The organism is Bradyrhizobium agreste (assembly GCF_016031625.1).
Classification (GTDB): domain Bacteria; phylum Pseudomonadota; class Alphaproteobacteria; order Rhizobiales; family Xanthobacteraceae; genus Bradyrhizobium; species Bradyrhizobium agreste.
Window position 1 is genome coordinate 419026 of record NZ_JACCHP010000002.1, and the last position, 26816, is coordinate 445841.

The 26816-nt window shown below is 62.7% G+C and carries 27 protein-coding genes and 1 pseudogene; 11 read left to right on the forward strand and 17 right to left on the reverse strand.

What is annotated here, in order from left to right:
* Nucleotides 1-83 precede the first annotated feature (83 nt).
* Nucleotides 84-203 (forward strand): annotated as a pseudogene (locus HZZ13_RS36685) (sulfite exporter TauE/SafE family protein); the annotation flags it as partial.
* A 58-nt stretch (nucleotides 204-261) separates the two neighbouring features.
* Here the strand turns inward: HZZ13_RS36685 and HZZ13_RS04745 are convergent.
* Nucleotides 262-942 (reverse strand): TetR/AcrR family transcriptional regulator, encoded by a 681-nt coding sequence (locus tag HZZ13_RS04745; protein WP_197958481.1) that lies wholly within the window; start codon nucleotides 940-942, stop codon nucleotides 262-264.
* Between the two features lie 124 nt (nucleotides 943-1066).
* Here HZZ13_RS04745 and HZZ13_RS04750 point away from each other — a divergent pair, with 124 nt between their 5' ends.
* Both HZZ13_RS04750 and HZZ13_RS04755 read left to right on the forward strand, forming a co-directional pair.
* On the forward strand, nucleotides 1067-2293 hold the full coding sequence (locus tag HZZ13_RS04750) for an HlyD family secretion protein (RefSeq protein WP_197958482.1): 1227 nt from the start codon (nucleotides 1067-1069) through the stop codon (nucleotides 2291-2293).
* 14 nt (nucleotides 2294-2307) lie between these two features.
* Nucleotides 2308-3930 carry a DHA2 family efflux MFS transporter permease subunit gene (locus HZZ13_RS04755; RefSeq protein WP_197958483.1) on the forward strand — a complete coding sequence of 541 codons (1623 nt, stop codon included), beginning with the start codon at nucleotides 2308-2310 and terminating at the stop codon, nucleotides 3928-3930.
* 168 nt (nucleotides 3931-4098) lie between these two features.
* Here HZZ13_RS04755 and HZZ13_RS04760 read toward each other — a convergent pair whose 3' ends face one another.
* The gene (locus HZZ13_RS04760) at nucleotides 4099-6093 is read right to left on the reverse strand and encodes a GAF domain-containing sensor histidine kinase (protein WP_197958484.1); all 1995 of its coding nucleotides are present in this window, start codon (nucleotides 6091-6093) and stop codon (nucleotides 4099-4101) included.
* A 315-nt stretch (nucleotides 6094-6408) separates the two neighbouring features.
* On the opposite strand from HZZ13_RS04760, the gene HZZ13_RS04765 reads away from it, so the two are divergent.
* Nucleotides 6409-6888 (forward strand): hypothetical protein, encoded by a 480-nt coding sequence (locus HZZ13_RS04765; protein WP_246504296.1) that lies wholly within the window; start codon nucleotides 6409-6411, stop codon nucleotides 6886-6888.
* 12 nt (nucleotides 6889-6900) lie between these two features.
* Here the strand turns inward: HZZ13_RS04765 and HZZ13_RS04770 are convergent, their stop codons facing one another.
* The 5 genes from HZZ13_RS04770 to HZZ13_RS04790 form a co-directional block, all read right to left on the reverse strand.
* A complete protein-coding gene (locus HZZ13_RS04770; protein ID WP_197958485.1) occupies nucleotides 6901-7251 on the reverse strand; it encodes a YunG family protein in 351 nt (116 codons plus the stop codon).
* 265 nt (nucleotides 7252-7516) lie between these two features.
* Entirely contained in the window at nucleotides 7517-8605 is a 1089-nt protein-coding gene (locus HZZ13_RS04775) for a TRAP transporter substrate-binding protein (RefSeq protein WP_197958486.1), read from the reverse strand.
* Between the two features lie 165 nt (nucleotides 8606-8770).
* Nucleotides 8771-9859 (reverse strand): TRAP transporter substrate-binding protein, encoded by a 1089-nt coding sequence (locus HZZ13_RS04780; RefSeq protein ID WP_197958487.1) that lies wholly within the window; start codon nucleotides 9857-9859, stop codon nucleotides 8771-8773.
* Nucleotides 9860-10063: 204 nt separating this feature from the next.
* Nucleotides 10064-11200, reverse strand: a complete 1137-nt coding sequence (locus HZZ13_RS04785; RefSeq protein ID WP_197958488.1) for an Mrp/NBP35 family ATP-binding protein — start codon at nucleotides 11198-11200, stop codon at nucleotides 10064-10066.
* A gap of 53 nt (nucleotides 11201-11253) precedes the next feature.
* On the reverse strand, nucleotides 11254-11691 hold the full coding sequence (locus HZZ13_RS04790; protein WP_197958489.1) for a VOC family protein: 438 nt from the start codon (nucleotides 11689-11691) through the stop codon (nucleotides 11254-11256).
* 181 nt (nucleotides 11692-11872) lie between these two features.
* Here HZZ13_RS04790 and HZZ13_RS04795 point away from each other — a divergent pair, with 181 nt between their 5' ends.
* The 5 genes from HZZ13_RS04795 (at nucleotide 11873) to HZZ13_RS04815 (ending at nucleotide 16695) form a co-directional block, all read left to right on the forward strand.
* On the forward strand, nucleotides 11873-12745 hold the full coding sequence (locus HZZ13_RS04795; protein ID WP_197958490.1) for an NAD(P)-dependent oxidoreductase: 873 nt from the start codon (nucleotides 11873-11875) through the stop codon (nucleotides 12743-12745).
* Nucleotides 12746-12850: 105 nt separating this feature from the next.
* Nucleotides 12851-14131, forward strand: a complete 1281-nt coding sequence (gene nhaD, locus HZZ13_RS04800; RefSeq protein WP_197958491.1) for a sodium:proton antiporter NhaD — start codon at nucleotides 12851-12853, stop codon at nucleotides 14129-14131.
* A 137-nt stretch (nucleotides 14132-14268) separates the two neighbouring features.
* The gene (locus tag HZZ13_RS04805) at nucleotides 14269-15864 is read left to right on the forward strand and encodes a sensor histidine kinase (protein WP_197958492.1); all 1596 of its coding nucleotides are present in this window, start codon (nucleotides 14269-14271) and stop codon (nucleotides 15862-15864) included.
* Between the two features lie 44 nt (nucleotides 15865-15908).
* Complete coding sequence (locus HZZ13_RS04810; RefSeq protein ID WP_197958493.1) at nucleotides 15909-16112, forward strand: DUF1289 domain-containing protein; 204 nt, start codon at nucleotides 15909-15911, stop codon at nucleotides 16110-16112.
* Nucleotides 16113-16140: 28 nt separating this feature from the next.
* On the forward strand, nucleotides 16141-16695 hold the full coding sequence (locus HZZ13_RS04815) for a TIGR02281 family clan AA aspartic protease (RefSeq protein ID WP_197958494.1): 555 nt from the start codon (nucleotides 16141-16143) through the stop codon (nucleotides 16693-16695).
* Nucleotides 16696-16700: 5 nt separating this feature from the next.
* Here HZZ13_RS04815 and dusA read toward each other — a convergent pair whose 3' ends face one another.
* From dusA to HZZ13_RS04830, 3 genes are all read right to left on the reverse strand, one after another.
* Nucleotides 16701-17693 (reverse strand): tRNA dihydrouridine(20/20a) synthase DusA, encoded by a 993-nt coding sequence (gene dusA, locus HZZ13_RS04820; protein ID WP_197958495.1) that lies wholly within the window; start codon nucleotides 17691-17693, stop codon nucleotides 16701-16703.
* 485 nt (nucleotides 17694-18178) lie between these two features.
* Nucleotides 18179-18712: a cadherin-like domain-containing protein gene (locus HZZ13_RS37335; RefSeq protein WP_197958496.1), complete on the reverse strand. Its 534-nt coding sequence runs from the start codon at nucleotides 18710-18712 to the stop codon at nucleotides 18179-18181.
* A gap of 12 nt (nucleotides 18713-18724) precedes the next feature.
* On the reverse strand, nucleotides 18725-18934 hold the full coding sequence (locus HZZ13_RS04830) for a putative Ig domain-containing protein (protein WP_197958497.1): 210 nt from the start codon (nucleotides 18932-18934) through the stop codon (nucleotides 18725-18727).
* Between the two features lie 313 nt (nucleotides 18935-19247).
* Between HZZ13_RS04830 and atzF the strand changes: the two genes are divergently transcribed.
* A complete protein-coding gene (gene atzF / locus HZZ13_RS04835) occupies nucleotides 19248-20630 on the forward strand; it encodes an allophanate hydrolase (RefSeq protein ID WP_311972597.1) in 1383 nt (460 codons plus the stop codon).
* Here the strand turns inward: atzF and HZZ13_RS04840 are convergent.
* The 4 genes from HZZ13_RS04840 to HZZ13_RS04855 form a co-directional block, all read right to left on the reverse strand.
* Nucleotides 20627-21316, reverse strand: a complete 690-nt coding sequence (locus tag HZZ13_RS04840; RefSeq protein ID WP_246504297.1) for a Crp/Fnr family transcriptional regulator — start codon at nucleotides 21314-21316, stop codon at nucleotides 20627-20629. The genes atzF and HZZ13_RS04840 overlap by 4 nt on opposite strands.
* A gap of 103 nt (nucleotides 21317-21419) precedes the next feature.
* On the reverse strand, nucleotides 21420-22295 hold the full coding sequence (locus HZZ13_RS04845; protein ID WP_197958498.1) for an ABC transporter ATP-binding protein: 876 nt from the start codon (nucleotides 22293-22295) through the stop codon (nucleotides 21420-21422).
* A complete protein-coding gene (locus HZZ13_RS04850; protein WP_311972598.1) occupies nucleotides 22283-23062 on the reverse strand; it encodes an ABC transporter permease in 780 nt (259 codons plus the stop codon). The genes HZZ13_RS04845 and HZZ13_RS04850 overlap by 13 nt, the downstream gene beginning before the upstream one ends.
* Entirely contained in the window at nucleotides 23059-24057 is a 999-nt protein-coding gene (locus HZZ13_RS04855; protein ID WP_210349205.1) for an ABC transporter substrate-binding protein, read from the reverse strand. Before HZZ13_RS04855 ends, HZZ13_RS04850 begins: the two co-directional genes overlap by 4 nt.
* Before the next feature lie 72 nt (nucleotides 24058-24129).
* Here HZZ13_RS04855 and HZZ13_RS04860 point away from each other — a divergent pair, with 72 nt between their 5' ends.
* Nucleotides 24130-24285, forward strand: coding sequence for a hypothetical protein (locus HZZ13_RS04860; RefSeq protein WP_197958499.1), 156 nt, complete (start codon nucleotides 24130-24132; stop codon nucleotides 24283-24285).
* Nucleotides 24286-24292: 7 nt separating this feature from the next.
* On the opposite strand, the gene HZZ13_RS04865 is transcribed toward HZZ13_RS04860, so the two are convergent.
* From HZZ13_RS04865 to HZZ13_RS04875, 3 genes are all read right to left on the reverse strand, one after another.
* On the reverse strand, nucleotides 24293-25252 hold the full coding sequence (locus tag HZZ13_RS04865) for a fatty acid desaturase (protein WP_197958500.1): 960 nt from the start codon (nucleotides 25250-25252) through the stop codon (nucleotides 24293-24295).
* Between the two features lie 366 nt (nucleotides 25253-25618).
* Nucleotides 25619-26596, reverse strand: coding sequence for a HEAT repeat domain-containing protein (locus HZZ13_RS04870; RefSeq protein WP_197958501.1), 978 nt, complete (start codon nucleotides 26594-26596; stop codon nucleotides 25619-25621).
* A gap of 2 nt (nucleotides 26597-26598) precedes the next feature.
* The coding region (locus HZZ13_RS04875; RefSeq protein WP_197958502.1) for a 4Fe-4S dicluster domain-containing protein at nucleotides 26599-26816 on the reverse strand (218 nt) is incomplete at its 5' end.

Consider the following 26816-nt stretch of genomic DNA (forward strand, 5'->3'; position numbering starts at 1 on the left):
GGTTTAGACCAACCCCGGCCGCCGTCAGCCCGGCTTGATCCAGTGCTCCCGAAAGGCCGTTCTCAATTCGGCCAGCTGGTCGGCTGGGCTGGCGGTTTCATGCAAAGCTGGACCAGAAGCAGATCTTCCGGGCCTGCTACGCCCTGCTGGTCGTAACCGCCCTGAAACTGTTGTGGGACGGTGTTTCCGGATATCTCGCGTGAGCCCGGGTTCGAGAAGCGAGAGCTTGGCCGTCGCGCGAAACCTTGAGCAGCTCTCCGATCATATTGTCACAGAGCAGCCTTTCACGAACAATGCGGCACAAGCGCCTGCACGCCGCTCCAGCTCCTTTCGGCCAGGCACTGCAGCACGTCCAAACAGCGCGGCACGTTGCGGCTGGAACGCGAGCATGCCGAGCAGCATGCCGGCCGCGAGATCGGCCTCACCGACTGCGATGAGGCCGCGATCCGCCTGCGTCTTGAGCCAATTCGCCAGCGTGCTTTCGGTGCGCCTGATCGCCTTCTGGTAAAAGGTCTGCGCCATCTCGGGAAAAGTCTTGCTTTCGCCGAGGATCGTGCGCTGAAGCGCGATGACCTCCTCGTCAAGGATCAACTCGCCGCAGGCGATCAGCGCCTCTCGCAACGCACCTTCGATGTCATCACCGTCGCACGCCCTGAGCCGGACCTGGGAGACGAAGCGATCCAGCCTGTCGGTGATCGTCGCCTCGAACAGTGCGGCCTTGTTCGGGATCAACCGGTAGAGCGTCTTCGTGGATACGCCGGCGCTGCGCGCCACACTTTCGATGCTGGTCGCCGCATAGCCCGCCGACGCAAACTCGTGTCGGGCGGCGTCCAGAATCACGGCACGTGTCTCCTCGTCCGATCTGGTCTGCGGCCGGCCGCGACCGCGCGGCGCCTCCGATCCGGAATGTCTCTCCGATATCTTGACCTTCGTTTTTGCCATTGCTCTCGCCTTCGTGATCGCGACGGTCAGTCATGCCTTTTGATGATGCCTGATATTCCATTGACAGTTCGAGTGTGGGGCCTATTTTGGAAAATATCAAGTTTCCTAATTATGGAGGCCCGCCATGGGCGCCCAATTCGCAACGGGTCAAGTCACCTCTCTCCAATCCGGTCGGGAACTGCAGGCCGAAACCGGGGACTCCGGGGTGCCCGCGCCGGCTCCAGCCACCGACCTCGAGCCTGTCTCTGCGAAGCAGGCAGCAAAGGTCGGGCTAAAGCGCCTCTTCCTTGCCGGCGCCGCGGTCGCCCTGCTCGCCGCCGCCTCCTGGTACGGCTGGGATTACTGGACCGTCGGACGTTTCACGGTTTCGACCGACGATGCGTATGTGAAGGCCGACAACACCACGATCTCCCCGAAGATCTCCGGCTATCTCAGCCAGGTCCTTGCCGGCGACAATCAATACGTCAAGGTGGGCCAGGTGCTGGCGCGGATCGACGACCGCGATTTCAAGGTCGCGCTCGATCAAGCCAAGGCCGACGTCGCTGCGTCTGCCGCCGCGGTCGCCAGCAAGCACGCACAGCTCGACGTGCAGCAGTCCGTGATCGATGCCGCCGAGGCGACGCTCGATGTCGACATGGCCGCGCGCGTCTTCACCGCCCAGGAAAACAAGCGCTACACCGACCTGGCGACCACAGGCTATGGCAGCCTGCAGAATGCGCAGAACGCGGAGGCGCGCGACAAGGCGGCGCTTGCCTCCATCGAGCGCGACAAGGCGAACCTCGCCTCCGCCCAAAGGCAGGTTGAGCTCCTGAAGGCGGAGCTGGCCCAAGCCGTGGCGGCAGACGCGCGTGCCAAGGCGCTCCAACGTCAGGCCGAACTCAATCTCTCCTACACCACGATCACCGCGCCGATCGACGGCATCGTCGGCAACCGCACCTTGCGCGTCGGCCAGTACGTTCAGGCCGGCACGCAATTGATGTCGCTGGTCCCGTCGAATGGCGTCTATGTAATCGCCAATTTCAAGGAAACGCAGCTCGGCCAGGTCCGCGCCGGCCAGCCGGTCGAGATCGAGGTCGACATGTTTCCCGGCAAGGCCGTGCAGGGGCATGTCGACAGTCTCGCACCGGCGAGTGGTCAGGAATTCGCGCTGCTCCCGCCCGATAACGCCACCGGCAATTTCACCAAGATCGTGCAGCGCATACCCGTAAAAATCCTGCTCGACAGCGAAGGGGCCGGGCTGCGGCCGGGCATGTCGGTCATCCCGCGGATCCAGACCAGGCCGGCCGTGAACGAAGCTTCGCCGCCCACATCTCCCGCGCCCGCTCTGGCGCAGCTCGCAACACAAAGGTGATCCAAGGTGATGTCATGTCAGACCTCGTCCTCACCGACCCGACACCGGCGGCGCGCCAGGCGCCAACCCCGGTCCCGCTAACCGCCCAACCCGCGCGCGCCAGCGCGACCGTGTGGGTCGCCATCCTTGCCGCCATGGTCGGCGCGTTCATGGCGATCCTCAACATCCAGATCACCAACGCCTCGCTGCTCAATATCGAGGGTGGCATCGGCACCGGCGTCGACAACGGTTCCTGGATCTCGACCTCCTACCTGATCGGCGAGATCGTGGTGATCCCCCTCACCGACTATCTCAGCCGCGTGTTTTCCTTCCGCAACATCATGCTGAGCTTTGCGAGCCTGTTCGCCGCCTTCTCGGTCGCCTGCGCGTTCGCCACCGATCTTCCGACCATGATCGCCTTCCGCGCCTTCCAGGGCTTTTTCGGCGGCGTGTTGATTCCCATGGCGTTCACGCTGGTCTTCACCAAGCTGCCGAAGGGTCAGCAGCCGATTGGGCTCGCGATGTTCTCCCTTGCCGTCACCTTTGCGCCGGCCATCGGCCCCACCATCGGCGGCTACCTCACCGAAAATTACGGCTGGCAGACCATCTTCTTCGTCAACGTCGTGCCGACGGCCGTGATGGTCACGTTGCTCTATCTGACGCTCGAGCGGCAGCCGCTCAACCTCACCCTGCTCCGCGAGGGCGACTGGTTCGGCATCGCCACCATGGCGATCGGCCTGTCCGCGCTGCAAGCCGTGCTGGAAGAAGGCAACAAGAACGACTGGTTCGGCTCACCCTTCATCGTAAAACTCGCGATCGTGGCCGCGATCAGCCTCGCCGTGTTCGTCGCCAACGAATTGCTGATCGAGAAGCCGCTGCTGCGCCTGCGGCTACTGACCCAACGCAGCTTCGGACTGGGTACCCTCGCGGGCGTCTTCATCGGCTTTGCCCTGTTCGGCTCGATCTATTTGCTGCCGGCCTATCTGGGCCAGGTGCAGCGCTACAATGCCGAGCAGATCGGCACCGTGCTGGCCTGGACCGGGCTGCCTCAGCTCCTGCTCATTCCATTGGTGCCGAAGCTGATGCAGCGCTTCGACATCCGCCTGATCGCCTTCGCCGGCACGGCGGTGTTCGCGGCGAGCTCGTTCCTCAATATGGCGATGTCGCCGGACTATTCAGGCGACCAATTCCTGATCCCCAATATCGTTCGCGCCGTCGGCCAGGCCCTGCTGCTGACGCCGCTGAGCGCGATCTCGCTCGGCAGCCTAGCGCCGCAGGATGCGCCGGCGGCCTCCGGCATCTCCAACATGATGCGTAACCTCGGCGGCGCGATCGGCACTGCCTTGCTCGCGACCATCGTGACCAAGCGCGAGCAGTTTCATTCCAACATCATCGGCCAATCCGTCGATCTCGGCCGCGAGGAGGTGCGCGATCGTATTGCTGCGATGACGGACTATTTCATGGCCCACGGCATGACCGACCCGGCCGGCGCCCGACATCAGGCCATCATAGCGCTCGGCAAGACGATCAGGCAGCAGGCCTTGGTGATGGGCTTCAGCGACACCTTTGCCGTGGTTGGCATCGTACTGCTGCTGGCAGGCATCGCACTGCTCCTGACAGGCAAGCCGAAGGCCTCGCCGGCGGGCGGCGGGCACTAGGTCGTGTGCTCACCAAGCAGCTGGCCACCGATATCCGCTCTTCCCGAGGAGCGGACAAAAAGTGGACATCTCCCAAGGTCGCCGAAGGGCCAACAACGGACACGTGCACTGCAAAGAACGATGACTCAAGGACGAGCGGTGAAGGGGCTCGTGGAACTGCCACGCCCCTCATCCAGCCACTGCACGTCTACCTCGTGGCAATCGCACAATGAACTCGGTGAACTCGCCGACTTCGCTGTCGACCGTGATCGTGCCGCCGTGCTGTTGCGTTACGATCTCGTAGCTGATCGACAGCCCGAGCCCAGTGCCTTCGCCGGTCGGCTTGGTCGTGAAGAACGGCTGGAACAGCTTCTCCCTATTTTCCGTCGAAATTCCGATGCCGTTGTCACGCACCCGCACCTCGACGCTGTCGCCTAACTCGCGTGTCGTAATCTTCAGTGCCGGGCGAAACGTGCCGTCGCCCTCGCGGCTCCGCTTGTTAGCGGCATAGAAGCCGTTGCCTATCAGGTTCAGAAGCACGCGAGTCACCTCCTGCGGCACGACGTTCACCGGCGCGAGATCGGCGTCGAGGTCGCGCTCCAATACGACATTGAAGCTCTGATCCCGCGAACGGGCGCCGTGATAGGCGAGGTTAAGGGCCTCCTCGACGAGTGCGTTTAGATCGGTGGCTTGCCAGTGGCCGCTGCCGCCTCGAGAGTGCTGCAGCATGCTTCGCACAATGTCGTCAGCGCGGCGACCGTGCTCGACGATCCTCTCCAGATTTCCGGTCAGCATACCGATCGTCTCCACAATCTCTGCACGCCTTCCGGCATCGAGTGCGCCGACCGCCTCGGCCGCCGCCTCCTTCAGCTCGTCCAACAGCTCCATCGAGAGGCCGGCAAAGTTGTTGACAAAATTGAGCGGGTTTTTGATCTCGTGCGCGATGCCGGCCGTCACTTGCCCGAGCGCCGCCATCTTTTGCGCATGGACTAGGCTTGTTTGCATCTTCTGGAGCTCGCGAAGTGCCGTCTCGGCAGCGTCACGCGCCGCGCGAATGGCTTCTTCGGCCTGCTTGCGCTCCGTGATATCGCTGTAAATGAGCACGAAACCACCGCCAGGCACCGGATTCCGGCGCACCTCGATCACGCGGCCATCAGGCCGCGTGCGCTCAAAGCGCAGCTCCCGCCGCGGGGCTTCGACGGTGCGGCTCAGTTGAGTTTCGAGATCAGCAGAAACGTACTCGCCGCGATCGGCAAGATATCGGAAGAACTCGGCAAAGCTCGGCCGTTCTGCGAGAAAGGCGTCGGGCACTTCGAGCATTTCCTGGAAATTGCGGTTCCACGCGGTAAGTCGTGTCGCAGCGTCGAACATGACCACGCCGTCGCCCATATTGTCAAAGGTGACGCGCAGCTCCGCCTGCCGCTCGCGCAGCTCCTCGAAGAGTCGTGCATTCTCGATGGCGATCACCGCCTGGTCGGCAAAGCTGGTGGCGAGTTCGATCTCCTTGGCCGTGAAGGGTTCGACGCGCGTGCGGGCAATACTGTAAACGCCTATCAACGTGTCCTCGCGGAGCAAAGGAATGCCGAGCGTCGTGCGGTATCCGGCGATCTGCTGCCCCTCGCTGAGGGTGTACTCTGGATCCTGTAATACATCAGCGATAATGACGGCTCGACGCTCCAGCGCCGCGCGACCGGATGTCGAGCCGCGGCCAGGCGTGAAGGGATTCGTCAGGAAGAATTCTCGTGCCTTCGCCGAGAGCCCGCAAGCAGCAACCAGATGCCACAGGGAATGGCGCAGGTGGAACATATACACCTGATCTGCACGACACAGGCGCGCCACTGTTTCCACCAGCGTCTCAAGGACCGTTTCGAGATCGACGGATGAACGGCTGATGACCTTGAGCACGTCGGCGGTCGCAGTCTGCTGTTGCAGCGCCTCCGTAAGCAGCTTTCGCGTGTGTATGAGTTCGTGGGTTCGTCGCTCAAGTTGCCTTCGCAGGTCAGCTGCGGAGGACCGTTGACTGGCGGCAGTGGCTTGCTGCTCCCGCGCCTCATTCGCGTCGCGGGCCAGAATGCCTACTTGCTTCTGTAGGTCGGCAGTGGATGGGGTTGAAACCGTGCGAGCCTTGGGCCTATTCGCGCGCCGACCCTTGACCGGTTGCTCGCTTCCACCGCGTTGCCGCATTTCGCCCTCCGAGCGGGGTCACAACGAGCTCAAGCTTATCCAAATCCTCGGGCTTGTGCCATCGGACGATTTCCGCTCAGGGTCACAAGCTGCCGTCAGCGGGCATCGCCGTGAAAGTCCGCTTTGGGCCATGAGCGCCTATTGGAAGGTGGATCGGTTGCTTCCCGTCTAACCCAATGAGCTGCCGCTCGAACTTCGCATTTGGGCCATTTGCCTTGAGCAGGCGCGGCAAGACCTGTCAGCGCACGCTCCGCCAAATGCTGTTGGTCCACGCCTGAGCCGCCGTTAACGCTGCGCCGGCGAGCCAGAAAGTTCTTGACGCAACAGAACACCATGGATTTGGATCGGTCGGAAAACCTGATTGGGCAATCGACGGAGCCGGCCGTGGGATTTCTGCTGAGAATTGTGTTCGCAACCGCTCTTGTGAGCCTTGCTCCAGCCGTCGCCCAAGCGAAGAACGCCGTCGCTTCTCCCGCCTTGCAGAAGGAATTCGATGGCTTCATCGAGAAGTTTCGCGCGGCGCTGAGGGCAAACGATCCCGCCGCCGTCGCCGCTATGACACGATTGCCGTTCATGAACGACAACGGAATTCGCGACGCCGCGCAATTCGGCGCCAAGACCTATCGGACCTCGTTCACGCCAAAAAATCGCGCATGTATCCAGCGCGGCAAGGCCGTCTACGATCGCGATGGTTACAAGAACGAGAGTTATTTCGTCTTCTGCGGCGACCTCATCTTCGTCTTTACCAAGACGCCGGCGGGGTTCCTTTTTACCGATATCAGCGTGAATGATTGATCAGGCAACAAGCTATCCACGGCGCCGGACGTCCTCCTGAAAGGCTGTTCTCAGTTCGGCCAGCTGCTCGCTCGTCGCTCCCAGCTGTGCGTCGGTCCGACTTGCGGGTAGATCCAGGTAAGCGATCGGCCGATCGAACTGGCTCGCCGTGAAGTGGTACCTGCGGCCCTCGATCCGATTGTAGAAATGGTCGCCGGCCGGCAGCTTTGTCTTGAGCAACTCACCGCCGAAAAGTTCGTGAATGAGCAGCGCAGTGACATTGCACTGCCCGGCCGCAGGATTGTCGATCGTCCATTGGCTGGCCGTCGCCGGCGACCATGCCTGGCGCAATGCGCTCTGAATGCGATCGGGATCGAATGTCATCGGGTCCCCCTCGGCCCGGCACCGAGCCGCAATTCGGATTTTGCGATCATGGGCTTCTAGCACTGTTTTGCCCGACGCATCAAGGCGGCATTTCGGTAACTCCGCAGAAGCTCGCACCGCGTTCGCCAAGTCATTGATAAACCTGTCTCCGTCTACTGTGCATGGGGTTGTTTTGCAGGTTTTTGTCTCGACGCCCTTTGGAGGGCTGCAACGACAGCGCCCCGGAGCCATGGCTCCGGGGCGCTGCATGCGACGGACATGGCAATCAGCTCTGCGAGCGCCGCGCCATGAAGATGTCGTAGCCGACCTCGGCGACCTGGAACCAGGCGTAACCATCGCTCGAGAACTTGGCGAGGGAGTCGTGCACCTTCTTGAAGTTCGGGTTGGTCGCAGCGACTTCCGCGTGCAGCTCCTTGGCAGCCTTGTAGCAGGCATCCATGATCGCCGGCGAGAACGCGTGCAGCTTGGCGCCGCCCGCGAGCAGCTTCTTCAATGCAAGCGGATTGGCGTTGTCGTAGCGCGCCATCATGTAGTTGTTGGCGTAGTGGCCGGCCTGCTCCAGCATGCTCTGGTAATATTTCGGCAGCGCGTTCCATTTGTCGAGGTTGACGAAGGCCATCAGCATCGGTCCACCTTCCCACCAGCCGGGATAGTAATAGTGCGGCGCGATCTTGTAGAAGCCGAGCTTCTCGTCGTCATACGGCCCGACCCATTCGGCGGCGTCGATCGTGCCCTTCTCAAGCGCCGGATAGATGTCGCCGCCGGCAAGCTGCTGCGGCACCACGCCGAGCTTCTGGAGCACGCGGCCGGTGAAGCCGCCGATGCGGAACTTCATGCCCTTGAGATCGTCGGGCGTGTTGACCTCTTTCCTGAACCAGCCGCCCATCTGGCAGCCGGTGTTGCCCGCGAGCAGCGAGACGACGTTGTAGCCCTTGTAGAACTCGTTGAGCACGTCGCGGCCGCCGCCCAGCATGTACCAGGCTTGGTTGATGCGCATGTTGGGACCGAACGGCACGGCCGAGCCGAAGGTGAAGGTCGGGTCCTTGCCGAAATAATAATAGGACGCGGTGTGGCCGATCTCGCAGGTGCCGTTCTGCACGGCGTCGAGCACCTGCAGGCCCGGCACGATTTCGCCGGCCGCGAAGATCTGGATCTGGAATTTGTTGTCGGTCGCCTCGGCGACCATCTTGCACATCATCTCGGCACCGCCAAACAGCGTGTCGAGCGATTTCGGCCAGCTCGTCGGCATGCGCCATTTGATGTCCGGCATCGACTGCGCGATCGCGGGAGCCGCGAGCGTCGCGGCGCCGGCCGCACCAAGTCCTGTGACCTTGATGAAGTCTCTTCTCTTCATGATTTCCTACCTGATGGATCTAATTGTGGAGCCTTCTTTGCGAGGCTTGCCGACAGAATGGAACATCACGCGGCCGAATGCCATCCCGATCGCACTGCGGCAAAGAAAAAGCCCGGCCTCGCGAGCGAGGCCGGGCTTTTCCGGTCTTGCGACTTCAGCCGTAGATCAGCCGCGGGTACGCGCGCGGATCATGAAGGTGTCGTAGGTGTATTCGGCGACCTGCCACCAGAGGTATTCGTCGGAGCGGTAGGCCTGCATGGCGTCGATGGCCTTCTTGAAGTCGGCGTTCTTGGCCGAGACCTCAGCCCACAACTCGTTGGTCGCCTTGAGGCAGGCTTCCAGCACCTCGTTGGTGAACGGACGAAGCTGAGTGCCGCCGGCGACCAGGCGCTTCAGCGCCGCCGGGTTCTGCATGTCGTAGCGTGCGGCCATCCAGCTGTTGGCGTTCGCCGTCGCGTTGGTAAGGATCGCCTGGTAGCTCTTCGGCAGCGCATTGAACTTTTCCAGGTTGGCGAAGGCGTGGACGGTCGGACCGCCTTCCCAGAAGCCCGGATAATAGTAGTACTTGGCAACCTTGGCGAAGCCGAGCTTCTCGTCATCGTAGGGGCCGACCCACTCGGCGGCGTCGATGGTGCCCTTCTCCAGCGCGGGATAGATGTCGCCGCCGGCGAGCTGCTGCGGCACGACGCCGACCTTCTGCAGCACCTGGCCGGCGATGCCGCCGATGCGCATCTTGAGGCCGGAGAGGTCGGCAACGGTCTTGATCTCCTTGCGGAACCAGCCGCCCATCTGGGTACCGGTGTTGCCGCAGGGGAAGCCGATCACGTTCGACTTCTTGAAGAACTCGTTGGCGAGCTCGTTGCCGCCGCCCTGATACAGCCACGAATTCTGCTGGCGCGCGTTGAGGCCGAACGGCACCGAGGCGAAGATCGCGAAGGTGGGATCCTTGCCGACGTAGTAGTAGGACACGGTGTGGCACATATCGACCGTGCCGTTCGAGGTCGCATCGAGCGCCTGCAGGCCGGGGACGATTTCACCGGCGGCGAACACCTGGATCTGGAACTTGTTGTCGGTCATCTCGGCGACGTACTTCGCCACCTGCTCGGCGCCGCCATAGATGGTGTCGAGCGACTTCGGGAAGCTCGAAGTCAGGCGCCACTTCACCTCGGGCGAGGACTGTGCGATCGCCGGCGAGGCCACTGCAGCCGCCGCCGCGCCTGCTGCCGACACTTTGAGAAAATCACGACGCTTCATCTTCAGGTCTCTCCTTGCTGGGGCGTTTCCCCTTGGCTTCTCTTATGCCGCCGCGCATTCCGGCGACGCGTTGAGGTCGCGTCGAACCGAAGGGGCTTGACTGCCGTGGGCCTTTAACACGGCCAGCCCGGTTTCGGAACGCGACAATGGCATGACGGGGCTCTACGAAAGTCGCATGTCCCCGCAGCTCGCCGCGGCCACCAGTCAGGCCGCGGCAATGACGCCCTTGAGCTGGTCCCGGACCTGGCCCGCAATGGCGCGGTAGATCGCCGCATGAGGGCCGTCCGGCTCGCTGTCGACCACGGGATTGCCGGCATCCGAGGAGGCGCGAATCGCCATGTGCAGGGGGATCTCGCCGAGGAATGGCACTCCGAGCTTCTCGGCTTCATGTCGGGCGCCGCCATGGCCGAAAATGTCCGACCGCGTGCCGCAATGCGGACATTGGAAGTAGCTCATGTTCTCCACAATCCCGAGCACGGGCACGTTGACCTTCTTGAACATGGCAAGTCCCCGCCTCGCGTCGATCAGCGACAGGTCCTGCGGGGTCGAGACGATCACGGCCCCCTTGAGCGGCACGTTCTGCGCCAGCGTGAGCTGGGCATCGCCGGTGCCCGGCGGCATGTCGACGACCAGCACGTCGAGCTTGCCCCATTCGACGTCGCGCAGCATCTGCGTTACGGCCGACATCACCATCGGGCCGCGCCAGATCATCGCGGTCTCCTCCTCGACCAGGAAGCCGATCGACATGATGGCGAGGCCAAAGCGCCGAAGCGGAATCATCTTGCGCTCGCTGTTCAGCTCCGGCTTGTCGCGCAGGCCCGTCAGGCGCGGCACCGAGGGGCCGTAAATATCGGCATCGAGCAGCCCGACCTTGAGGCCGAGGTCGCGCAGGCCGAGCGCCAGGTTGAGCGCCGTGGTCGACTTGCCGACGCCGCCCTTGCCGGAGGCGACCGCGATCACGGCGGCAACGCCGGGAATTTCCGATTGCCGCGCCATCGGCGACCCGCCGCCCTGCGGCGGCTTGTGGGCATGGGCCGGCTGCACACCGGGCGCGCCGCGGCTCGGCTGCGGAGGTGGCGGCGGCGCGGAGCCCGGCTTGCGCTCGGCAGTCAGCGCCACCATGGCGGTGGTGACACCGGGAATGCTGCGCACGGCGGCTTCCGCTTCGGCCCGGACGGATTCCCAGGCCCTCGCCTCGGCGGCGTCGACATTGATCGAGAAGAACACCTTGCCGTCGGAGGCGCTGATCGCGCTCAGCACATTGGCATGGGGAAGCGCGACCCCGCGGGGCGACTTGACCCCCTTGAGGCTGTCGAGAACCTGTTGCTGCGTCACGCTCAAAGCGCATCTCCTGGAGTTGAGGATGCCCCATTAGAGCGGAAACGTCCAAAAGGCTACTGCCTGCCGATGTCGTCGGCCTTTTCGGCAGGCGCCGCCCCCTGCTCCCGGGCGGCCTCGTAGTTCAGCTCGATCATGACCCCGTTGGGGTCGTGGACGAAGATCTGCCAGAGATCGCCGCCGGGCACCTGGCGGGACTCGAACCTGATCCCCTTTGACGCCAGCCGCTGTTTCATGCCGTCAAAGCCGCGGCTGATGAAGGCCACGTGGTGGACAACGCCGGAATCCGGCTTTTGTGGCTCGTCGGTCGGAGAAATGTCGACGAGGTGCACCACCGGCTTACCCTCGCTGTACATCCAGGCGCCCGGGAAGGCGAAGTTCGGCCGCGCGCCTTTTTCCAGGCCCAGCACGTCTTCGTAGAAGCGGACGGTCTCGGCCAGATTCCGGGTCCGGATGTTGAAGTGATCGAGGACGCCCACGCTCACGCCGCCCATGCTTCTTGCTCCCTGTTTTGAAGTCCTTGGGCCGCCACCCTAGCACGGCAGGCTGTCAAACGAAGCCGTTGCCCTCTGGCCTCAACGGTTTATGGTGCGCCTCCGATCCGCCCCACCGCGGAACCCAGGCGTCCCTCGCCTGGCAAGAACCGTAAACCCCAACTACGGACAAGGTACCACAATGGCTAAAGTCGCTTTCCTCGGTCTTGGCGTGATGGGCTTCCCCATGGCCGGACACCTCGTGAAAAAAGGGGGCCATGAGGTCACCGTCTACAACCGCACCGCGGCCAAGGCGAAGGAATGGACGGACAAGTTCGGCGGCAAGACCGCACCGACCCCGAAGGCCGCCGCCGAGGGCCAGGATTTCGTGATGTGCTGCGTCGGCAACGACAACGATCTGCGCGCGGTCACGATCGGTCCCGACGGCGCCTTCGCCGGCATGAAGAAGGGCGCGACTTTCGTCGACCACACCACCGCCTCTGCCGAGGTCGCCCGTGAGCTCGACGCGGCCGCCGCCAAGGCCGGCTTCAAATTCGTCGACGCCCCCGTCTCCGGCGGCCAGGCCGGTGCCGAGAACGGCGTGCTGACGGTGATGTGCGGCGGCGCGCAGGACGCCTATTCCGGGGCAGAGCCGATAATCACGGGCGCCTATGCGCGGATGTGCAAGCTGCTCGGGCCCGCCGGCAGCGGCCAGCTGACCAAGATGGTCAACCAGATCTGCATCGCCGGTCTGGTGCAGGGCCTCTCCGAGGGCATCCATTTCGCCAAGAAGAGCGGCCTGGATATCGCCGCCGTGATCGAGACCATCTCGAAAGGGGCCGCACAGTCCTGGCAGATGGAAAACCGCTACAAGACCATGAACGAGGGCAAGTACGATTTCGGCTTCGCCGTCGAATGGATGCGCAAGGACCTCTCGATCGCCCTAGCGGAAGCCCGCCGCAACGGCGCCAATCTGCCGGTGACCGCGCTGGTCGATCAGTTCTATTCCGAGGTCGAGAAGATGGGCGGCAAGCGCTGGGACACGTCCAGCCTGCTCGCGCGCCTGCAGCGCTGACGCGCGCGTTGACGGTCGCTGTGGAGCAGCTGCGGCCGTCAATGCCCAGACGCGGCGCTGTCAAACCTGACCAGCGCATCGAAACAACGAATTGGGGGGACTGAGTTGCTGGGCGTGATCGCCGCCGTTTTCATTGTTGCGTATGCTGCCATCGCGCTCGAACATCCGCTCGGCATCAACAAGAGCGCTTCGGCTCTGTTGGGTGCGGGCCTGCTCTGGACCATCTACGCGCTCGTCGTCGGCGACGCTTCGCTCGTCAACCACCAGCTCGACGAATCCGTCGCCTCGACCGCGCAGATCGTCTTCTTCCTGATCGGCGCCATGACGATCGTCGAGGTCATCGACGCCCATAACGGCTTCGAGGTCATCACCTCGGTCATCCGCACCACGAGGCAGACCACGCTGATGTGGATCATCGGCTTCGTGACGTTCTTCCTGAGTGCGATCCTGGACAATCTCACGACCACGATCGTCATGATCTCTCTGATCCAGAAGCTGATCAGCAACAAGAGCGATCGCCTGCTGTTTGCATCCATCATCGTGATTGCCGCCAATGCCGGCGGTGCCTGGACCGTGATCGGCGACGTGACGACGACGATGCTCTGGATCGGAGGTCAAATCACTCCCGTCAGCATCATGAGGTCGGTGTTCCTGCCGTCACTGCTCAACCTGCTGATACCGCTGCTCATCATCGGCTATTCGCTCAAGGGCAAGGACATTGTCGCGCCGCTGCAGCAACAAGCGCAGGCTCTCAGGGTCGAGCTGTTCGAGCGCAATTTGATGTTCTATCTCGGTCTCGGCACCTTGGTCGCCGTTCCGGTTTTCAAGGCGGTGACTCACCTTGCGCCCTTCATGGGAATGCTGTTCGGGCTGGGCATCCTCTGGCTGGTCGGCGAGATCGTCCATCGCCACAAGGACGAGGATGTGCGCCGTCCCCTCACCCTCGTCCATGCGCTGACGCGTATCGACATGAGTTCGATCGTGTTCTTCGTCGGCATCCTCATGGCCGTGGCGTGCCTGGAGCACGCTCGTGTCCTCGAACTGCTGGCGAAATGGCTCGACGCCACGGTCGGTCGGCTTGACGTCATCGTCATCCTGCTCGGGCTCTTGAGCGCCATCATCGACAACGTGCCGCTCGTCGCCGCCACGATGGGCATGTACAATCTGGTGCAGTACCCCCCGGACAGCTTCATCTGGGAGTTCATCGCCTATTGCGCCGGCACCGGCGGCTCGATCCTGATCATCGGCTCGGCCGCGGGCGTGGCCGCCATGGGCCTCGAGAAGATCGAGTTCTTCTGGTACGCCCGCCGTATCGCAGGCCCCGCGCTCGTGGGCTATCTGGCGGGAGCGATGGTCTACATCGCGCAGCACGCAGCGTTGCATTGAACGGAACCGGCGAGGTCCAAATTAACGCCGGGTTAACGTAATTCTTTAGCTCCTTAAGTCACCTCTTAAGGATTTCTTGCCAGAGATAGACAATGCAGAAGGCCCGCGTCCGGCGCGGGCAGGAATCGTGTTGCTTGATGAGTAACCCCGCTGAAAAGCCTGAGGTCGTGCAGCTTCCGGCCGAGCCGGTGAGCGCTCCATCGGCGAGCAGCCGAAGGGCTGCGGCGCAGCGGGTGCGCGAGGCGCGCGACAAGTTAACGTCGACCAGCGGAACCCGGCCGGCTTTCGACGCCGAGATGCTGCGCCAATACGCCCAGACGCGGCTGTCGGCTTCCTATGTCGTGATGCTGCTGGTGGTCGCAACCGGCGTGCTGTTCGGCCTGTGGATGCAGCCGATCCCGGCCGCCGTCTGGACCGCCGGCATGCTCTGCATCCACGGCGCCATGATCCGCAGTTGCCGGCGCTTCCTGACCGAATCCACCTCGCCCGCGGCGACCCGGGCATGGCGGACACGCTTCGTCGTGCTCGACCTGCTCTACGGCTTGTGCTGGATGGCGATCCTGATCCATCCCGTGCTCGACATGGTCACCGAAACCCTGATGATGTTCCTGATGCTGCTGGTGATCGCAGTATCGAGCATGCTTGCCGCCAATCTGCCGATCGCAGCGCTTGCCGCCACTGCGCCGGTCGCGGTCGCCATGGCGCTGAGCTTCGTGACGACCGGCTCGCTGGACAATTACATCCTGGCCGCGCTGGCGCTCGCCGCCGAAGGCTATTTCGTCCTGTTGGCGCACCGCCTGCACTCCTCCACCTTCGCCACGCTGGAAGCGCGCGCGGAAAAGGACGCGCTGATCGGCGAGCTGGAACAGGCCAAGGCGATCTCGGACGAAGCGCGCCACCGCGCCGAAGCTGCCAACGTCGCCAAGTCGCGCTTCCTCGCGCAGATGAGCCACGAGTTGCGGACGCCGCTGAACGCCATCCTCGGCTTCTCCGAGGTGATGAAGAGCGAGATTTTCGGCGCGCATGCCGTGCCGGTCTACAAGGAATATTCCGCCGACATCCACAATTCCGGCGTGCACCTGCTCAACCTCATCAACGAGATCCTCGATCTGTCGCGGATCGAAGCCGGCCGTTACGAGCTCAACGAGGAAGCGGTGTCCCTGGTCGGCATCGTCGCCGATTGTCATCATCTGATGAAGCTGCGTGCCTCGAGCCGCGGCATCACCATCCACGAAGTGTTCGAGCAGGCCATGCCGCGGCTCTGGGCCGACGAGCGCGCGATCCGCCAGGTCGTGCTCAACCTGCTCTCCAACTCGATCAAGTTCACCCCGCAGGGCGGCGAGATCTGGCTCAAGGCCGGCTGGACCGCCTCCGGCGGACAATATCTCTCGGTGAGGGATTCCGGCTCCGGCATTCCCGAGGACGAGATCCCGGTCGTGCTCGCCTCGTTCGGTCAGGGCTCCAATTCGATCAAGTCGGCTGAACAGGGCGCCGGCCTCGGCCTGCCGATCGCCAAGAACCTGATCGACCTGCACGGCGGCACGTTCACGCTGAAATCGAAGCTGCGCATCGGCACCGAGGTGATCGTCACGTTCCCGCCGGAGCGGGTGATGAGTGCGCTTGCCCCGATCTCGGACGATTCTCCACCGCTCCAACCGGAGAACTCCGTTGTGCCGGACGAGAAACGCCGGCCGCGCCACAAGCCGATCATGAGTGCTGGCACAGGCTCTTAACGAGATGCTTGCACACATGCCCGATCATCCCTCACTATGTCCGTATGAGCAAAGAAACGCCGTGCGTCGCCGTGTGCATGATCGATCCCAAGACAAAGCTGTGCTTCGGCTGCGGCCGCACCTTGCCCGAGATCGCGCACTGGCACGCCATGGAAAGCGCGGAACGGCTCGCGATCATGGCCCTCTTGCCGGGGCGCATGACGGAAGCTGGACTGTCGCCGATCGCGGGATCCCCAAAGCACGTCTGATCCGCCTGCGTGGCCTTGGAGGCGCGCGATGATCCGCTTCCTGCTCGTTCTGATCATGCTCGCCGGTACGGCAGGTGCCGTCGTCGCCTATGGCGATCCCGACCAGATCGCGCGCGCCAGCCACAAGGTCTCGCACATTTTTCGCGCTCAAGCCGCCTCCCCGGCGCCGGCCGTGCAGATCCCGCGCAGCCAAGGCGGCGAATTCACGCTGCGCGCGAAGATCAACGGCGTCACCGCGCCGATGGTAATCGATACCGGCGCGACATCGGTGGTGCTGACCTGGGAAACCGCCAAGGCGATCGGGCTGCCGCTCGAGATGCTTGAATACGACGTCGATCTCGAGACCGCGGGCGGCCACACCAAGGCGGCGCGGCTCACGCTCGACCGTCTCGCCGTCGGCAAGCTGGTCGAGAAGTCGGTGCCGGCCCTCGTCGTGCAGCGCGGCCAGATGAAGACCAATCTGCTCGGCATGAGCTTCCTCGACCGATTGGAAAGCTGGGGTGTGCGTGCCGACACGCTGATGCTGACAGGATATCCGGAGCTGCAGGCCAACCACCGTCGCGCGCGTACAGCGGTCGACTAGCTCACTTAGGCCGCCTCAGCCGGCGCGCGGGCCCCGACACGCATGATCGCCTCGCGCAGCACATCGAGACCTGCACCGGGCTTCACACCCTGCTCGGCCAGATGCCGGCGGAATGCACGCGCACCGGGCACGGCGTGAAATGCGCCGACGAAATGCCGCGTCATCGCGTGCAGCCGGGTGCCGTGCGCCAGTTGCTTTTCGACGTAGGGCATCATCGCCTCGAGCGCGTCCTGCATGGAGGCGGACGGCGCCGCCTCGCCGAATACCTCGGCGTCGACTGACAGCAGCCGCCACGGTTCCTGATAGGCGGCGCGGCCGAGCATCACGCCGTCGACATGGGCAAGATGCGCCCTTGCCTCCTCGATGCTCCGAATGCCGCCATTGATGATGACGGGCACACCCGGCATTGCGCGCTTGAGCCGGTAGACGCGATCATAGTCGAGCGGCGGGATGTCGCGGTTCTCCTTCGGAGACAGGCCGTTGAGCCAGGCCTTGCGGGCGTGCACGATCAACGCATCGCAGCCTGCGGCGACCACCGTACGCGCGAGCGCATCGAGCGCGGCCTCCGGATCCTGATCGTCGATGCCGATGCGGCACTTCACGGTGACGGGAACGGCGACCAGGCGCTTCATCGCATCGACGCACCTTGCCACCAGTTCCGGCTCGGCCATCAGGCAGGCGCCAAACCGGCCATCCTTCACGCGATCGGACGGGCAGCCGACATTGAGATTGATCTCGTCATATCCGAAGTCCTCGCCGATCCGCGCCGCCAGCGCTAGCTCTTGCGGATCTGATCCGCCGAACTGAAGCGCCACGGGATGCTCGACCGCGTCGAACCCAAGCAGCCGCTCCCGGTCGCCATGAATGATCGCGCCCGTCGTCAGCATTTCCGTATAGAGCAGTGCCCGCCGCGTCAGGTGACGGTGGAACACCCGGCAATGCCGGTCGGTCCAGTCCATCATGGGCGCCACGGAAAAGCGATAGTCTTGCGATATCAATTAGTTACCTATGAACGACATGAGCTGGCTGGAAGGCGTCACTCGCGCCTCCTAGCCGTTCGCGGCATCATCCTCAAGAATTCATTTTCGCGCAATCGGATTGAACACGGCAGCCGGCAAAGAAAGCAAGACTGATCAAGATTGCTGCTACTGGAGGGAGCTTAGTCCGGCCGCCGCGGTGATAGTCCAACAGATTAACAGACGGTGAGCAGCCGGCTCACATTGAACAGAGCTTCAATAGGGCTGCTCGACAAAATCATGCGACGAGCTTCAAAAGCAGGGTGACGATAAGGCGGCATAGCAGGCGAGCTTATACTCATCTCGCTAACCGAGTATAAAGGAATTCCTCGTTGGCCGCACCACGACCTAATCGACCAGCAAACTCGAAGAGGCCTTACCCGCTCTCGCGATACGACAAGACAGGCCCAGCCATTTCAGCTGACCGGCCCTGCGGTTGCTGTTTGGACCGACGGTCGACAGCATCGTCAGGCGAAGAAATCCATCGGATGCGCGGCCGCCTCCTTGCGCCAGGTGAGATCGGCCGTATCGGTGCCGTTGCCGCCATTGATCGCGTCATTGCCGTCCATGCCCCAGAATGAGTCATCGCCGTTATTACCATTGAGCGTGTCGGTTCTGGCGCCGCCGGCAAGACGGTCCGCAGCATTGCCGCCAGTGATCACGTCATTTCCGGCGCCGCCGTAGATGCTGTTCGGAGCGACCGCATCACCGATCAGCGTATCAGCGTTGGCGTCCCCCACAACCCAGCCCTCAAAGGCGTTCGAGATGGTGAGACTGACGGTGGCCGTCGCCGTCGCGACGCCATGGCTGATCGTATAGGTGAAGCTGTCGGATCCTTCGTAGCCGAAATCAGGCGGATAACTGACGCCCTGCCCGTCGATGACAACGGTACCCTTGGGCGCCGCGCCGACAGAGACGATTGTCAAGTTGTCGCCGTCGATATCGACGTCGCTGGCGAGCAGGCTTGCGTGCGCTATTGCGAGCGTGTCGCCATGGGTCACGGAGACGGACCGTCATTGGCCGCGACCGGCTTGTCGTTGACTGGCGTGATCCGCCGGAGCGTCGTTCACCGGCGTGATGGTCAGCGCAAAGATGTCGCTCGCCGTCAGCGCGCCGTCGCTGGCCGTGACCTTGATGTTGATTGTGCCATTGTAATTCGCCGGCGGCGTGCCGGTGAAGGTCGTGCCGTTGAACCACCACCGCCTTCGATAGCCGTTGCTCACTCCGTGTAAAGATAGGATCTGGGCTTTTGATCCGTAAACGGCCTGCGAAATGAGCGACCGCCTCGCGGCGCAAGCGGTTTATCCATTTCTGCGCGTGCCGGATCGGCACCAGAAACCGCCTCACCAACAGAGACAAACGTGGTCGAACATCAGGAAAAATGACGATAAATCAATGACCTAATCTTCTTTCCTGCCGCTCATAACGGTCTGGTTGCAGGTTCGAGTCCTGCCGGTGCGGCAGAGGCGCTTAGTTGCTTTCATTGCTGTGCGGCGACTTCATATTTTGGGGTCATGCCCTCAGGAGTTTATTTCCGTGCCGCAAGCTATCTTATCCGCGCAGAGTCGACTTCTACGTTCGCCTGCCGAGTTGGCCTCCATCATCACAACCGCCTATGAGCGCATCGAACGGGACCGGCACCGCAACTGCTGGATCTATGTGCGGCCCATGGAAGAAGCGCTGGCCGAGGCCGATGCCCTTGTGCGGCGAGCAGCGGCGGGTGAAGTGCTGCCGCTCCTTGGCGTGCCATTCGGCGTCAAGGACAATATTGACGTCGAGGACATGCCGACGACCGCAGCCTGTCCGTCATTCGAATATGTGGCCGCGCGATCGGCCAGATGCGTCGAGATTTTGACGGCCACAGGTGCGATCTGTCTTGGCAAGACCAACCTGGATCAGTTCGCAACCGGACTGTCCGGCACCCGCTCCCCCTATGGCGCCTGTTCCAGTGCGGCGAACGATCTGTATGTCTCCGGCGGTTCGAGTTCCGGTTCGGCTGCTGCCGTAGCATCCGGCCATGTTGCCTTCGCTCTCGGCACAGATACCGGCGGCTCGGGCCGTATTCCCGCAGGCTTCAATGGGATTATTGGGATCAAGCCAACGGTCGGCCTCGTCTCATCCCGGGGGCTCGTGCCGAACTGTCCGACGCTCGATTGTCCCTCGATCTTCTGCAATTCCGTTGCCGAGGGTCGAATTCTGCTCGGGTTGATCGAAGGATTCGACGACAGCGATCCCTATAGCCGCCAACGGATTGCCTCGTCCTCCCCATCTCCTCGCAAATTCCGGTTCGGCCAGGTCCCTGTCGGTCATCTGAATTCATTCGGCATGCCGGAATGCGATGACCTTTACAGGCAGGCCTGCACGAGGCTTTCGGGACTGGGAGGTCAAGCCAGGAAAATTGACTTCACGCCTTTCGCCGACGCCGGTGAAATGCTCTTTTCAGGGCCTTGGATTGCCGAACGTCATGCGGCGATCAGCAAGCTCCTGGACATCGATCATGGAGACCTGCTTGACGTCATCCGCAACGTGCTGAGCGCAGCTGCCCGGTTTTCCGCAACAGATGCGTTCGCCGCGCAACATCGACTTTTGAAGCTGCGACGCCAGATCCAAACGCTTTTCGAGGAGATCGATGTCCTGGTGGTACCGACCGCGCCACGCCCCTTCACGATCGCGGAGATGATGGAAGATCCCATCACGCTCAACAACCGCCTCGGTTACTACTCCTATTTTGCCAATCTCGTGGACTTGTGCGCGGTGGCAGTTCCCAACGCAACGCTCGGCAACGGCATGCCGATGGGCATCACTTTGCTAGCGCCTGCGTGGCGCGACTATGCTCTTCTCGACCTTGCCGAGCGATGGCTGCCCGATGGGAAGGCCGGACTGTTCGATCTAGAGGTATATCCGAAGGCCGCGTCCTAGACGACTTCGAGATCGAGAGCGCGCAGATTGAGGATCACAATCAGGCCGCGGTGATAACGGATGACGCCTCTTGCCTGCATGCGGGAAAGCTGCACCGTCACCCATTGGCGGGTTGAGCCGATCAGATTGGCGAGATCACCATGCGTGAACGGGATCCCGATCACGATCTCGCGGCCCTGCTGCGAACCGTAGATCTTCGAGAGGAACACTAACAGACGATGCAACCGCTCGGTCACCGAGCGGGTCCCCAGCATTTGCGCCATGGCCGAATAGCACCGTGCCTTGAAGGCGAGCGCATCCAGCAGCGCGACCGCAATACTTGCCGATTGAAGCGCCAGCGCGCGCAGAGCTGGGCCGGGCAAGAACGTCACTCGGCTCCGTTCCACTGCAACCGAAGACCATACGTGCGCACCGGTACCGAACAGATCCGGGCCGCCGACGAAATTGCCGGCGAACCAGTAGGCCAGCGTCACCTCGCGTCCGGAAGGCGCCGCGTAGTAGCTGCGAATACGCCCCTCTTCGATCAGATAAATGCCGTTCTGCAGATCGCCCTGACGCCAGACATGCTTGCCTGTCGGCAGGACCTCCTCGCGGCCGATGGCGAGGACACGACGCCGGTCAGCCTCACACAACGGATCCAACAAGCTCGGCAGCGACCCGACCAGAGCATCCGATCCCGCCAGCATGATGCCGGTCGCATTCCTGAGACTTGACGCTGACATCTGCTCGCCCCCCTGCCGCCGCAAGGGAAGGCCATTCAAGAGCCATGCCAGACCTGTCGTCAGGCGCCTACGTCTTGATTTCCATCTGCTCGAAGGCCCGGCGGCCTTCCGAGCGGATCAGGTCAAGGCAATCCCGCTTGAGGGCGAGACAGGCAGCCTCCGCGACGATGGCGCTGGAGCGCGGCCGCGGCAGGCTCACCTGAAGATCCTTGAGGATACGGCCAGGTCCGGCGCTCATGATCAGTACACGGTCAGAGAGAAGGATCGCTTCATCGATATCGTGTGTGACGAAGACGATTGTTGCGTTGATCCGCTCGCGGAGCTCGAGCAGATTGTCCTGCATGACCGCCCGGGTCTGCGCATCCAGCGCTCCGAACGGCTCGTCCATCAACAATACGCTCGGCTGATTGGCGAGGGCACGGGCAATCGCAACCCGCTGCTGCATGCCTCCCGATAGCGTGTGCGGATATGCCGACGCAAATCTGGTCAGCCCGATCATCTCGATAAGGTCGTCGGCAATCCGCAGCGCCTCCGCTTTCGGCTTGCCGAGGGCGCGCGGCCCGTGCGCGATGTTCCGGCGCACCGATTTCCACGGAAACAGATGTGGCTGCTGGAAGACCATCCCGATCTCGGACCGTGGCGCGAGCATTGCTTCGCCGGCCATGAGCACCTGGCCTTCGAACGGCTGCTCGAGGCCGGCCATCGCATTCAGGAGCGTGGACTTGCCGCAGCCGGATGGACCGACGATCGAGACGAATTCTCCTTGGGCTACGGCCAGGGATACGCGATCGACCGCGATGACCTGTCCACTCGGCGCATCGAAGACGATGCTCAAATCCTCGACCCGGATGATCGCCTGACGCGCCGGGGCGGACGGCGGGTACGTATCCACAAGCCTGAGCGGCTGGTCTGGACGAAGAAGGCTCGGGGTCATCGCCACCACACGGTACGTTCGGCAAGAATCGCGAAGGAACGGTCGGCGACGAAGGAAAGCAGCCCGAGAGCCGCCAGCCCGCCCATGACCTGACCCGTTTGCATGTTCTGTTGCGCAATTTCGATACGATAAACGATACCGGCGAACGCTCCTGCCAACTCGGCGGCGACCAGCGTGTAGAAGGAAATGCTCACCGCGGTTCGAAGACCGACCGTGATATAGGGCAGCGCGCCAAGAAGGACGATCTCCCACAGCATCTGCGGCTGCGGCGTGCCGAGCATCTGGGCGGCACGGATAAGTCCGCGGTCGACTTTCTGCACCCCGATGTGGGTCGCGAGCCATACCGTGAAGAACACGCCCCAAACGACCAGGAAAAGCTTGCCTGTCTCCGAGAGGCCAAACCAAAGGATGACGATCGGCACGAAGGCGATGGGAGGAATTGGACGAAGAATGTGAAACAAGGGCGAAAGCAGGCTGGACACCAGGCGAAACCGGCCGGTCAGGATGCCGAGCACGATCCCTCCTGCGGCCCCGATGGCAAATCCCCCGGCCACGCGCGCGAGGCTCGCCATCAGGTCGGCGAAGAATTGTCCGCTGCGAATCCATTCGAGAACGGCGACGGCAACGGTCGACGGCGGCGGAAACAGCACGGTGTTCACGATGCCGGAGCGCGCAACCAGTTCCCACACACCTGTGAAGGCGGGCACGGAGAGGGCGGCGACCAGTACGCTCAGCCGTGCGGTCGCGGTCGCAATGCTGCGCCTGCCGATGCTCACGGGCGCGCTTCCAGTGTGACGCGAGCTGGATCGAGCGTCTTCAGCGGCGCCGTCACCAGGACTTTCGAGAAATCGGGCATGCTCGCTCCAGGGGGATGATTGCCGGTCTCGAGCCGCCAGGCGGCATGGGTTTTCAGAGTCGTGAGAATCCTGTCGTCGATGCGCACATGGTAGACGTAGTCCGGCCAGATCGAAGCCAATTCATCGCGTTTCATCCCCGTCGCCGCTGCGATGACGTCGATTGCTTCACCCGGATTCGCCTTGAGCCAGCCCTCGGCTTCGATGAGGGACGCCAGGAACTTGCTGACGATCGCCGGGTTGGCGGCGAGGTAAGACTGCGTCACGACGATATTGAAGGTCTCCGAATAGAGACCTTTGGTATCAAGCGGGATCGCGCCTTCGCCCAGAGCCTTCTTCGCATTCGCGACGTGCGGCTCCCAGGTATCGAATGCGTCGATGCTGCCGGCCGCCATGGCAGGGAGCATCTCCTGAGGTCGCAGGTTGACGAGCGTCACGTCCTTCGACGTCAGGCCCGCCGCCTTCAACAGAACCGAGGTGTAGACTTCGCTGCCGGTTCCGGCCGTAAAGGCGATTCGCTTTCCACGCAGATCGGCCTTCGTCTTGATCCCGGCAGAAGCTGCGGTCATGGTCTTGAGATCCGAATATTCCATCCCCGCCACGAAGGCGATCGGCTGTTGCGCCATCGCGGCCGCCGTGACCGGCGCCTCGGCTGTTGTCGCGATATCCGCCCCTCCCCCAAGCACCGTATCGAGGCACTGCTTCCCGCTGGTGAAATTGGAGACCGAGATGTCGAGCCCCTGCTTGGCGAAAATGCCCTTCGCATTGGCAACGATCGCCAGTCCCGAGATCGGCCCAAGATTCTGGGCGAGCCGCGCCTTCAGCAACTCCTCGGCTGTCGCGCGCTCGGACGGCGCAAACAGGAAGGACGCAGATAGCACGAACACGGCGAAGCGAAGAGCAGTTGTTGATCGCATGCCAAACCCCTGTGATGCCGGCGACCGGAGGTGATCGACCTTAACGATAGGATCGTCTGAAGATGGAAGACCATGAAGCAATTAATCGACAAGGCCCTGCTGTCCACTTTTGGCGCAAGCAAACAGCTTCCGACCATGACTGGGGCAACAAATTCATCAAGCTGCTCACATCTTGGGCGCAGCATAGCCTGCGGCAACGGCACTCTGCTGGCTTTCGCCAAGCCCTGATCCCGATTCAATCAGAACCGATCGGGCTTTCGATACCGTTGCGTGCGCAGCGAAACCAGGCCCACGTCTGCCGCGTCACTGCGATGTAGCCCGGGCCCCGGTAGACGATCCGATCGGCGACGATCCGGTTCAGTTTCGGCAGCGCATGGAAAGGAATCGAAGGATAGGCATGGTGTTCGACATGATAGGGCATGTTCCATGCGAACCAGCGCACGAACATGGCGGTATAGGTGGTGCGGGTGTTCTGGAAGGCGCTGCGCGTGCGATCGCAGCCGGTGTGTTCGGCAAGCAGATACGGACGCAGAAACAATTGACCGACGATCACGGGGACGACCCAGACCCACAACAGGATCAAGGTGTGCAACGCGATCGATGCCAGCAACAGCGCGACGTAGCCTGCCAGATGCAGGCGCGCTTCCATCACGACAATGTGGCGTTTGCTTTCCGGAATCCACGGCGACGTGGCATTGCCGGTCAGTGCATGGCGAAGCATCAACCCCACCCGGAAGGCGACCTGCCGCAAGCCGCTGTAGACGATCAGCAGTTGCGCGTTCGAGGTTGGGATTGGGACCGACAGCAGTTCCGGATCCCTCTTTGGATCCTGCGTATAGCGATGATGATCCCAGTGGAATAAGCAGTAATATTCGTAAGGCAAGCCGACCGCGAACGAGGAGAGATGACCGAAGGCGAGATTAAGCGCGCGGCTGCGAAACGCCGTCTTGTGGGCGGTCTCGTGTACCACCATGAACAGGAATGCGACAAAGTAACCTTGGACGACGACCAGCGGCAACGCCCATAGGATTCCGTATCGCGAAGAGACCAGCCAGATCAGCGCGCCGACAACGATGATGACGCCGTAGTGGCTAGCCGCACGGACCAGACCTTGCCAATCGGACCGCACCGACAACTCGCGCAGCATGGCCGAAGTCAGCGGCTTCTCTCCGGTGGCAGTGATGGCATTGCTCATGATCGTAGTCGCCTCTTTCCGGGATCACTCACTTGACCGAGCTCGTGCGGACGTCGGAATTTCGTCAAGCACAGACCGATCCTAGGGAACGACGCCGTAATGCAGAAGCAATTAATTTCGCGGGCGTCGGCCGCCGGGCACCCGGCGATTTGCGGCCCTCGCTTCACCGCATCGGCCTGGCGACGGATCGTAGCCGGGCTGGTCGCAAGTGCCGTTACGGGCAGTCAGGTCTAACTCCTATTCCGCGGGCTCTGCGTGCGGCATGTCGACGTGCGCGGTATAGGGTGCGCTGACGCCGATTTTCCCAGCGCGAAAACAGACCCGCCGCCATGACCGCGTTCTGGAATGTCGCACTCAGATCTTGCCCTACGATCCTGCTCGCGTCCTTTTCGCCGCGATCTGCTGGAGCGCCCAGCGCGCGTTCTTGCGCACGTCGGGATCGGGATCGTCGGCGACCACCGCGAGGTAGGCCTCGCCCTCGGGATCGGCGATCTCGCCGAGCGCGGCGGCTGCCTCCTTACGCAAATTGGCCTGGTCATGGTTGATGCAATTGCCGATCGGGCGCACCGCGCGCTCGATCTTCATCCTGCCGAGGCTGCGGATTGCCTTCAGCCGCACCTGCCAGAACCCGTCGGCAAGGCAGGCAATGAGTTGATCGGCGGCGAGAGAACCGTTGATGTTGAGGCCCAGCGTCTCCGCCGCCATCTCGCGTACCATCCAATCCGGGTCCTTCAGCGCGCGCGTGATGGTCTCGGCCGCTGGCTTCATCTGCGAGAACGCCAGCGCACTGACGGCGGCACGGCGGACATGGGCATCAGGGTCGTTGATCAGCGCCGTCAGCGCGGGGATGGATTCTTCCAGCTTCAAGAAGCCGATCACGCCGATCGCCTGCACGCGCACGGCGGCGTCAGTGTCCTGGAGCGCTTCCAGCGACGGCTTCAGCGTATCCTTGCAGCGCAGCTCCTTCAGCGCGCGCAGTGCGCCCATGCGGACGAAGGCGTGGGCGTGCTTGACCAGCGGCAGGATGATTTCAGCGCAGGCCGGATCCTTGAACTCGGCCATGCTGTCGGCAGCCGCTGATGCCACGATCCTTTCAGGGTCGACCAGCAGCTTGACCAGCGCGCTCGCGGCCTCCGGCCCGTCGAACTCGCCGAGCGCCATCGCGACCTGCTGGCGCACGCCGGCATCGGGATCGGCGACCATGGTGGCGAGATGGCCGACCGCGGCCGGATCCCCGGAATGGCCGAGCGCGATAATGGCGACGCGGCGCTCGGCGGGGTCGGCGGCCTGAAGCCGCTCATCGGCGTCCTCGAGATCGTCGTAGGATTCGAACGGGCTCGACATGATCACCTCAACAGATAGGGAATGTTGACGGTAACCGCGCCGGTCGGGCAATCCGCTTCACAGGGCATGCAGTACCAGCACTCGTCATAGGCCATGTAGGCCTTGTTCGTCATGTCGCTGATGCGGAGCACGTCGAGCGGGCAGACGTCGACGCAGACGGTGCACCCTTTGTCGGCGATGCATTTGGCGTCGTCGACGATCACCGGAACCGATGTCTGAT

Coding starts and splice junctions, on each gene's coding strand:
- HZZ13_RS04795 (WP_197958490.1), top strand. CDS start 11,873: ATGGCTAAAGTCGCTTTCCTCGGTCTTGGCGTGATGGGCTTCCCCATG.
- HZZ13_RS04870 (WP_197958501.1), bottom strand. CDS start 26,596: ATGTCGAGCCCGTTCGAATCCTACGACGATCTCGAGGACGCCGATGAG.
- HZZ13_RS04865 (WP_197958500.1), bottom strand. CDS start 25,252: ATGAGCAATGCCATCACTGCCACCGGAGAGAAGCCGCTGACTTCGGCC.
- HZZ13_RS04805 (WP_197958492.1), top strand. CDS start 14,269: ATGAGTAACCCCGCTGAAAAGCCTGAGGTCGTGCAGCTTCCGGCCGAG.
- HZZ13_RS04755 (WP_197958483.1), top strand. CDS start 2,308: ATGTCAGACCTCGTCCTCACCGACCCGACACCGGCGGCGCGCCAGGCG.
- HZZ13_RS04840 (WP_246504297.1), bottom strand. CDS start 21,316: ATGCTGGCGGGATCGGATGCTCTGGTCGGGTCGCTGCCGAGCTTGTTG.
- HZZ13_RS04770 (WP_197958485.1), bottom strand. CDS start 7,251: ATGACATTCGATCCCGATCGCATTCAGAGCGCATTGCGCCAGGCATGG.
- HZZ13_RS04860 (WP_197958499.1), top strand. CDS start 24,130: ATGAAGCAATTAATCGACAAGGCCCTGCTGTCCACTTTTGGCGCAAGC.
- HZZ13_RS04815 (WP_197958494.1), top strand. CDS start 16,141: ATGATCCGCTTCCTGCTCGTTCTGATCATGCTCGCCGGTACGGCAGGT.
- HZZ13_RS04760 (WP_197958484.1), bottom strand. CDS start 6,093: ATGCGGCAACGCGGTGGAAGCGAGCAACCGGTCAAGGGTCGGCGCGCG.
- HZZ13_RS04810 (WP_197958493.1), top strand. CDS start 15,909: ATGAGCAAAGAAACGCCGTGCGTCGCCGTGTGCATGATCGATCCCAAG.
- HZZ13_RS04745 (WP_197958481.1), bottom strand. CDS start 942: ATGGCAAAAACGAAGGTCAAGATATCGGAGAGACATTCCGGATCGGAG.
- HZZ13_RS04790 (WP_197958489.1), bottom strand. CDS start 11,691: ATGGGCGGCGTGAGCGTGGGCGTCCTCGATCACTTCAACATCCGGACC.
- HZZ13_RS04775 (WP_197958486.1), bottom strand. CDS start 8,605: ATGAAGAGAAGAGACTTCATCAAGGTCACAGGACTTGGTGCGGCCGGC.
- HZZ13_RS04855 (WP_210349205.1), bottom strand. CDS start 24,057: ATGCGATCAACAACTGCTCTTCGCTTCGCCGTGTTCGTGCTATCTGCG.
- HZZ13_RS04780 (WP_197958487.1), bottom strand. CDS start 9,859: ATGAAGCGTCGTGATTTTCTCAAAGTGTCGGCAGCAGGCGCGGCGGCG.
- HZZ13_RS04750 (WP_197958482.1), top strand. CDS start 1,067: ATGGGCGCCCAATTCGCAACGGGTCAAGTCACCTCTCTCCAATCCGGT.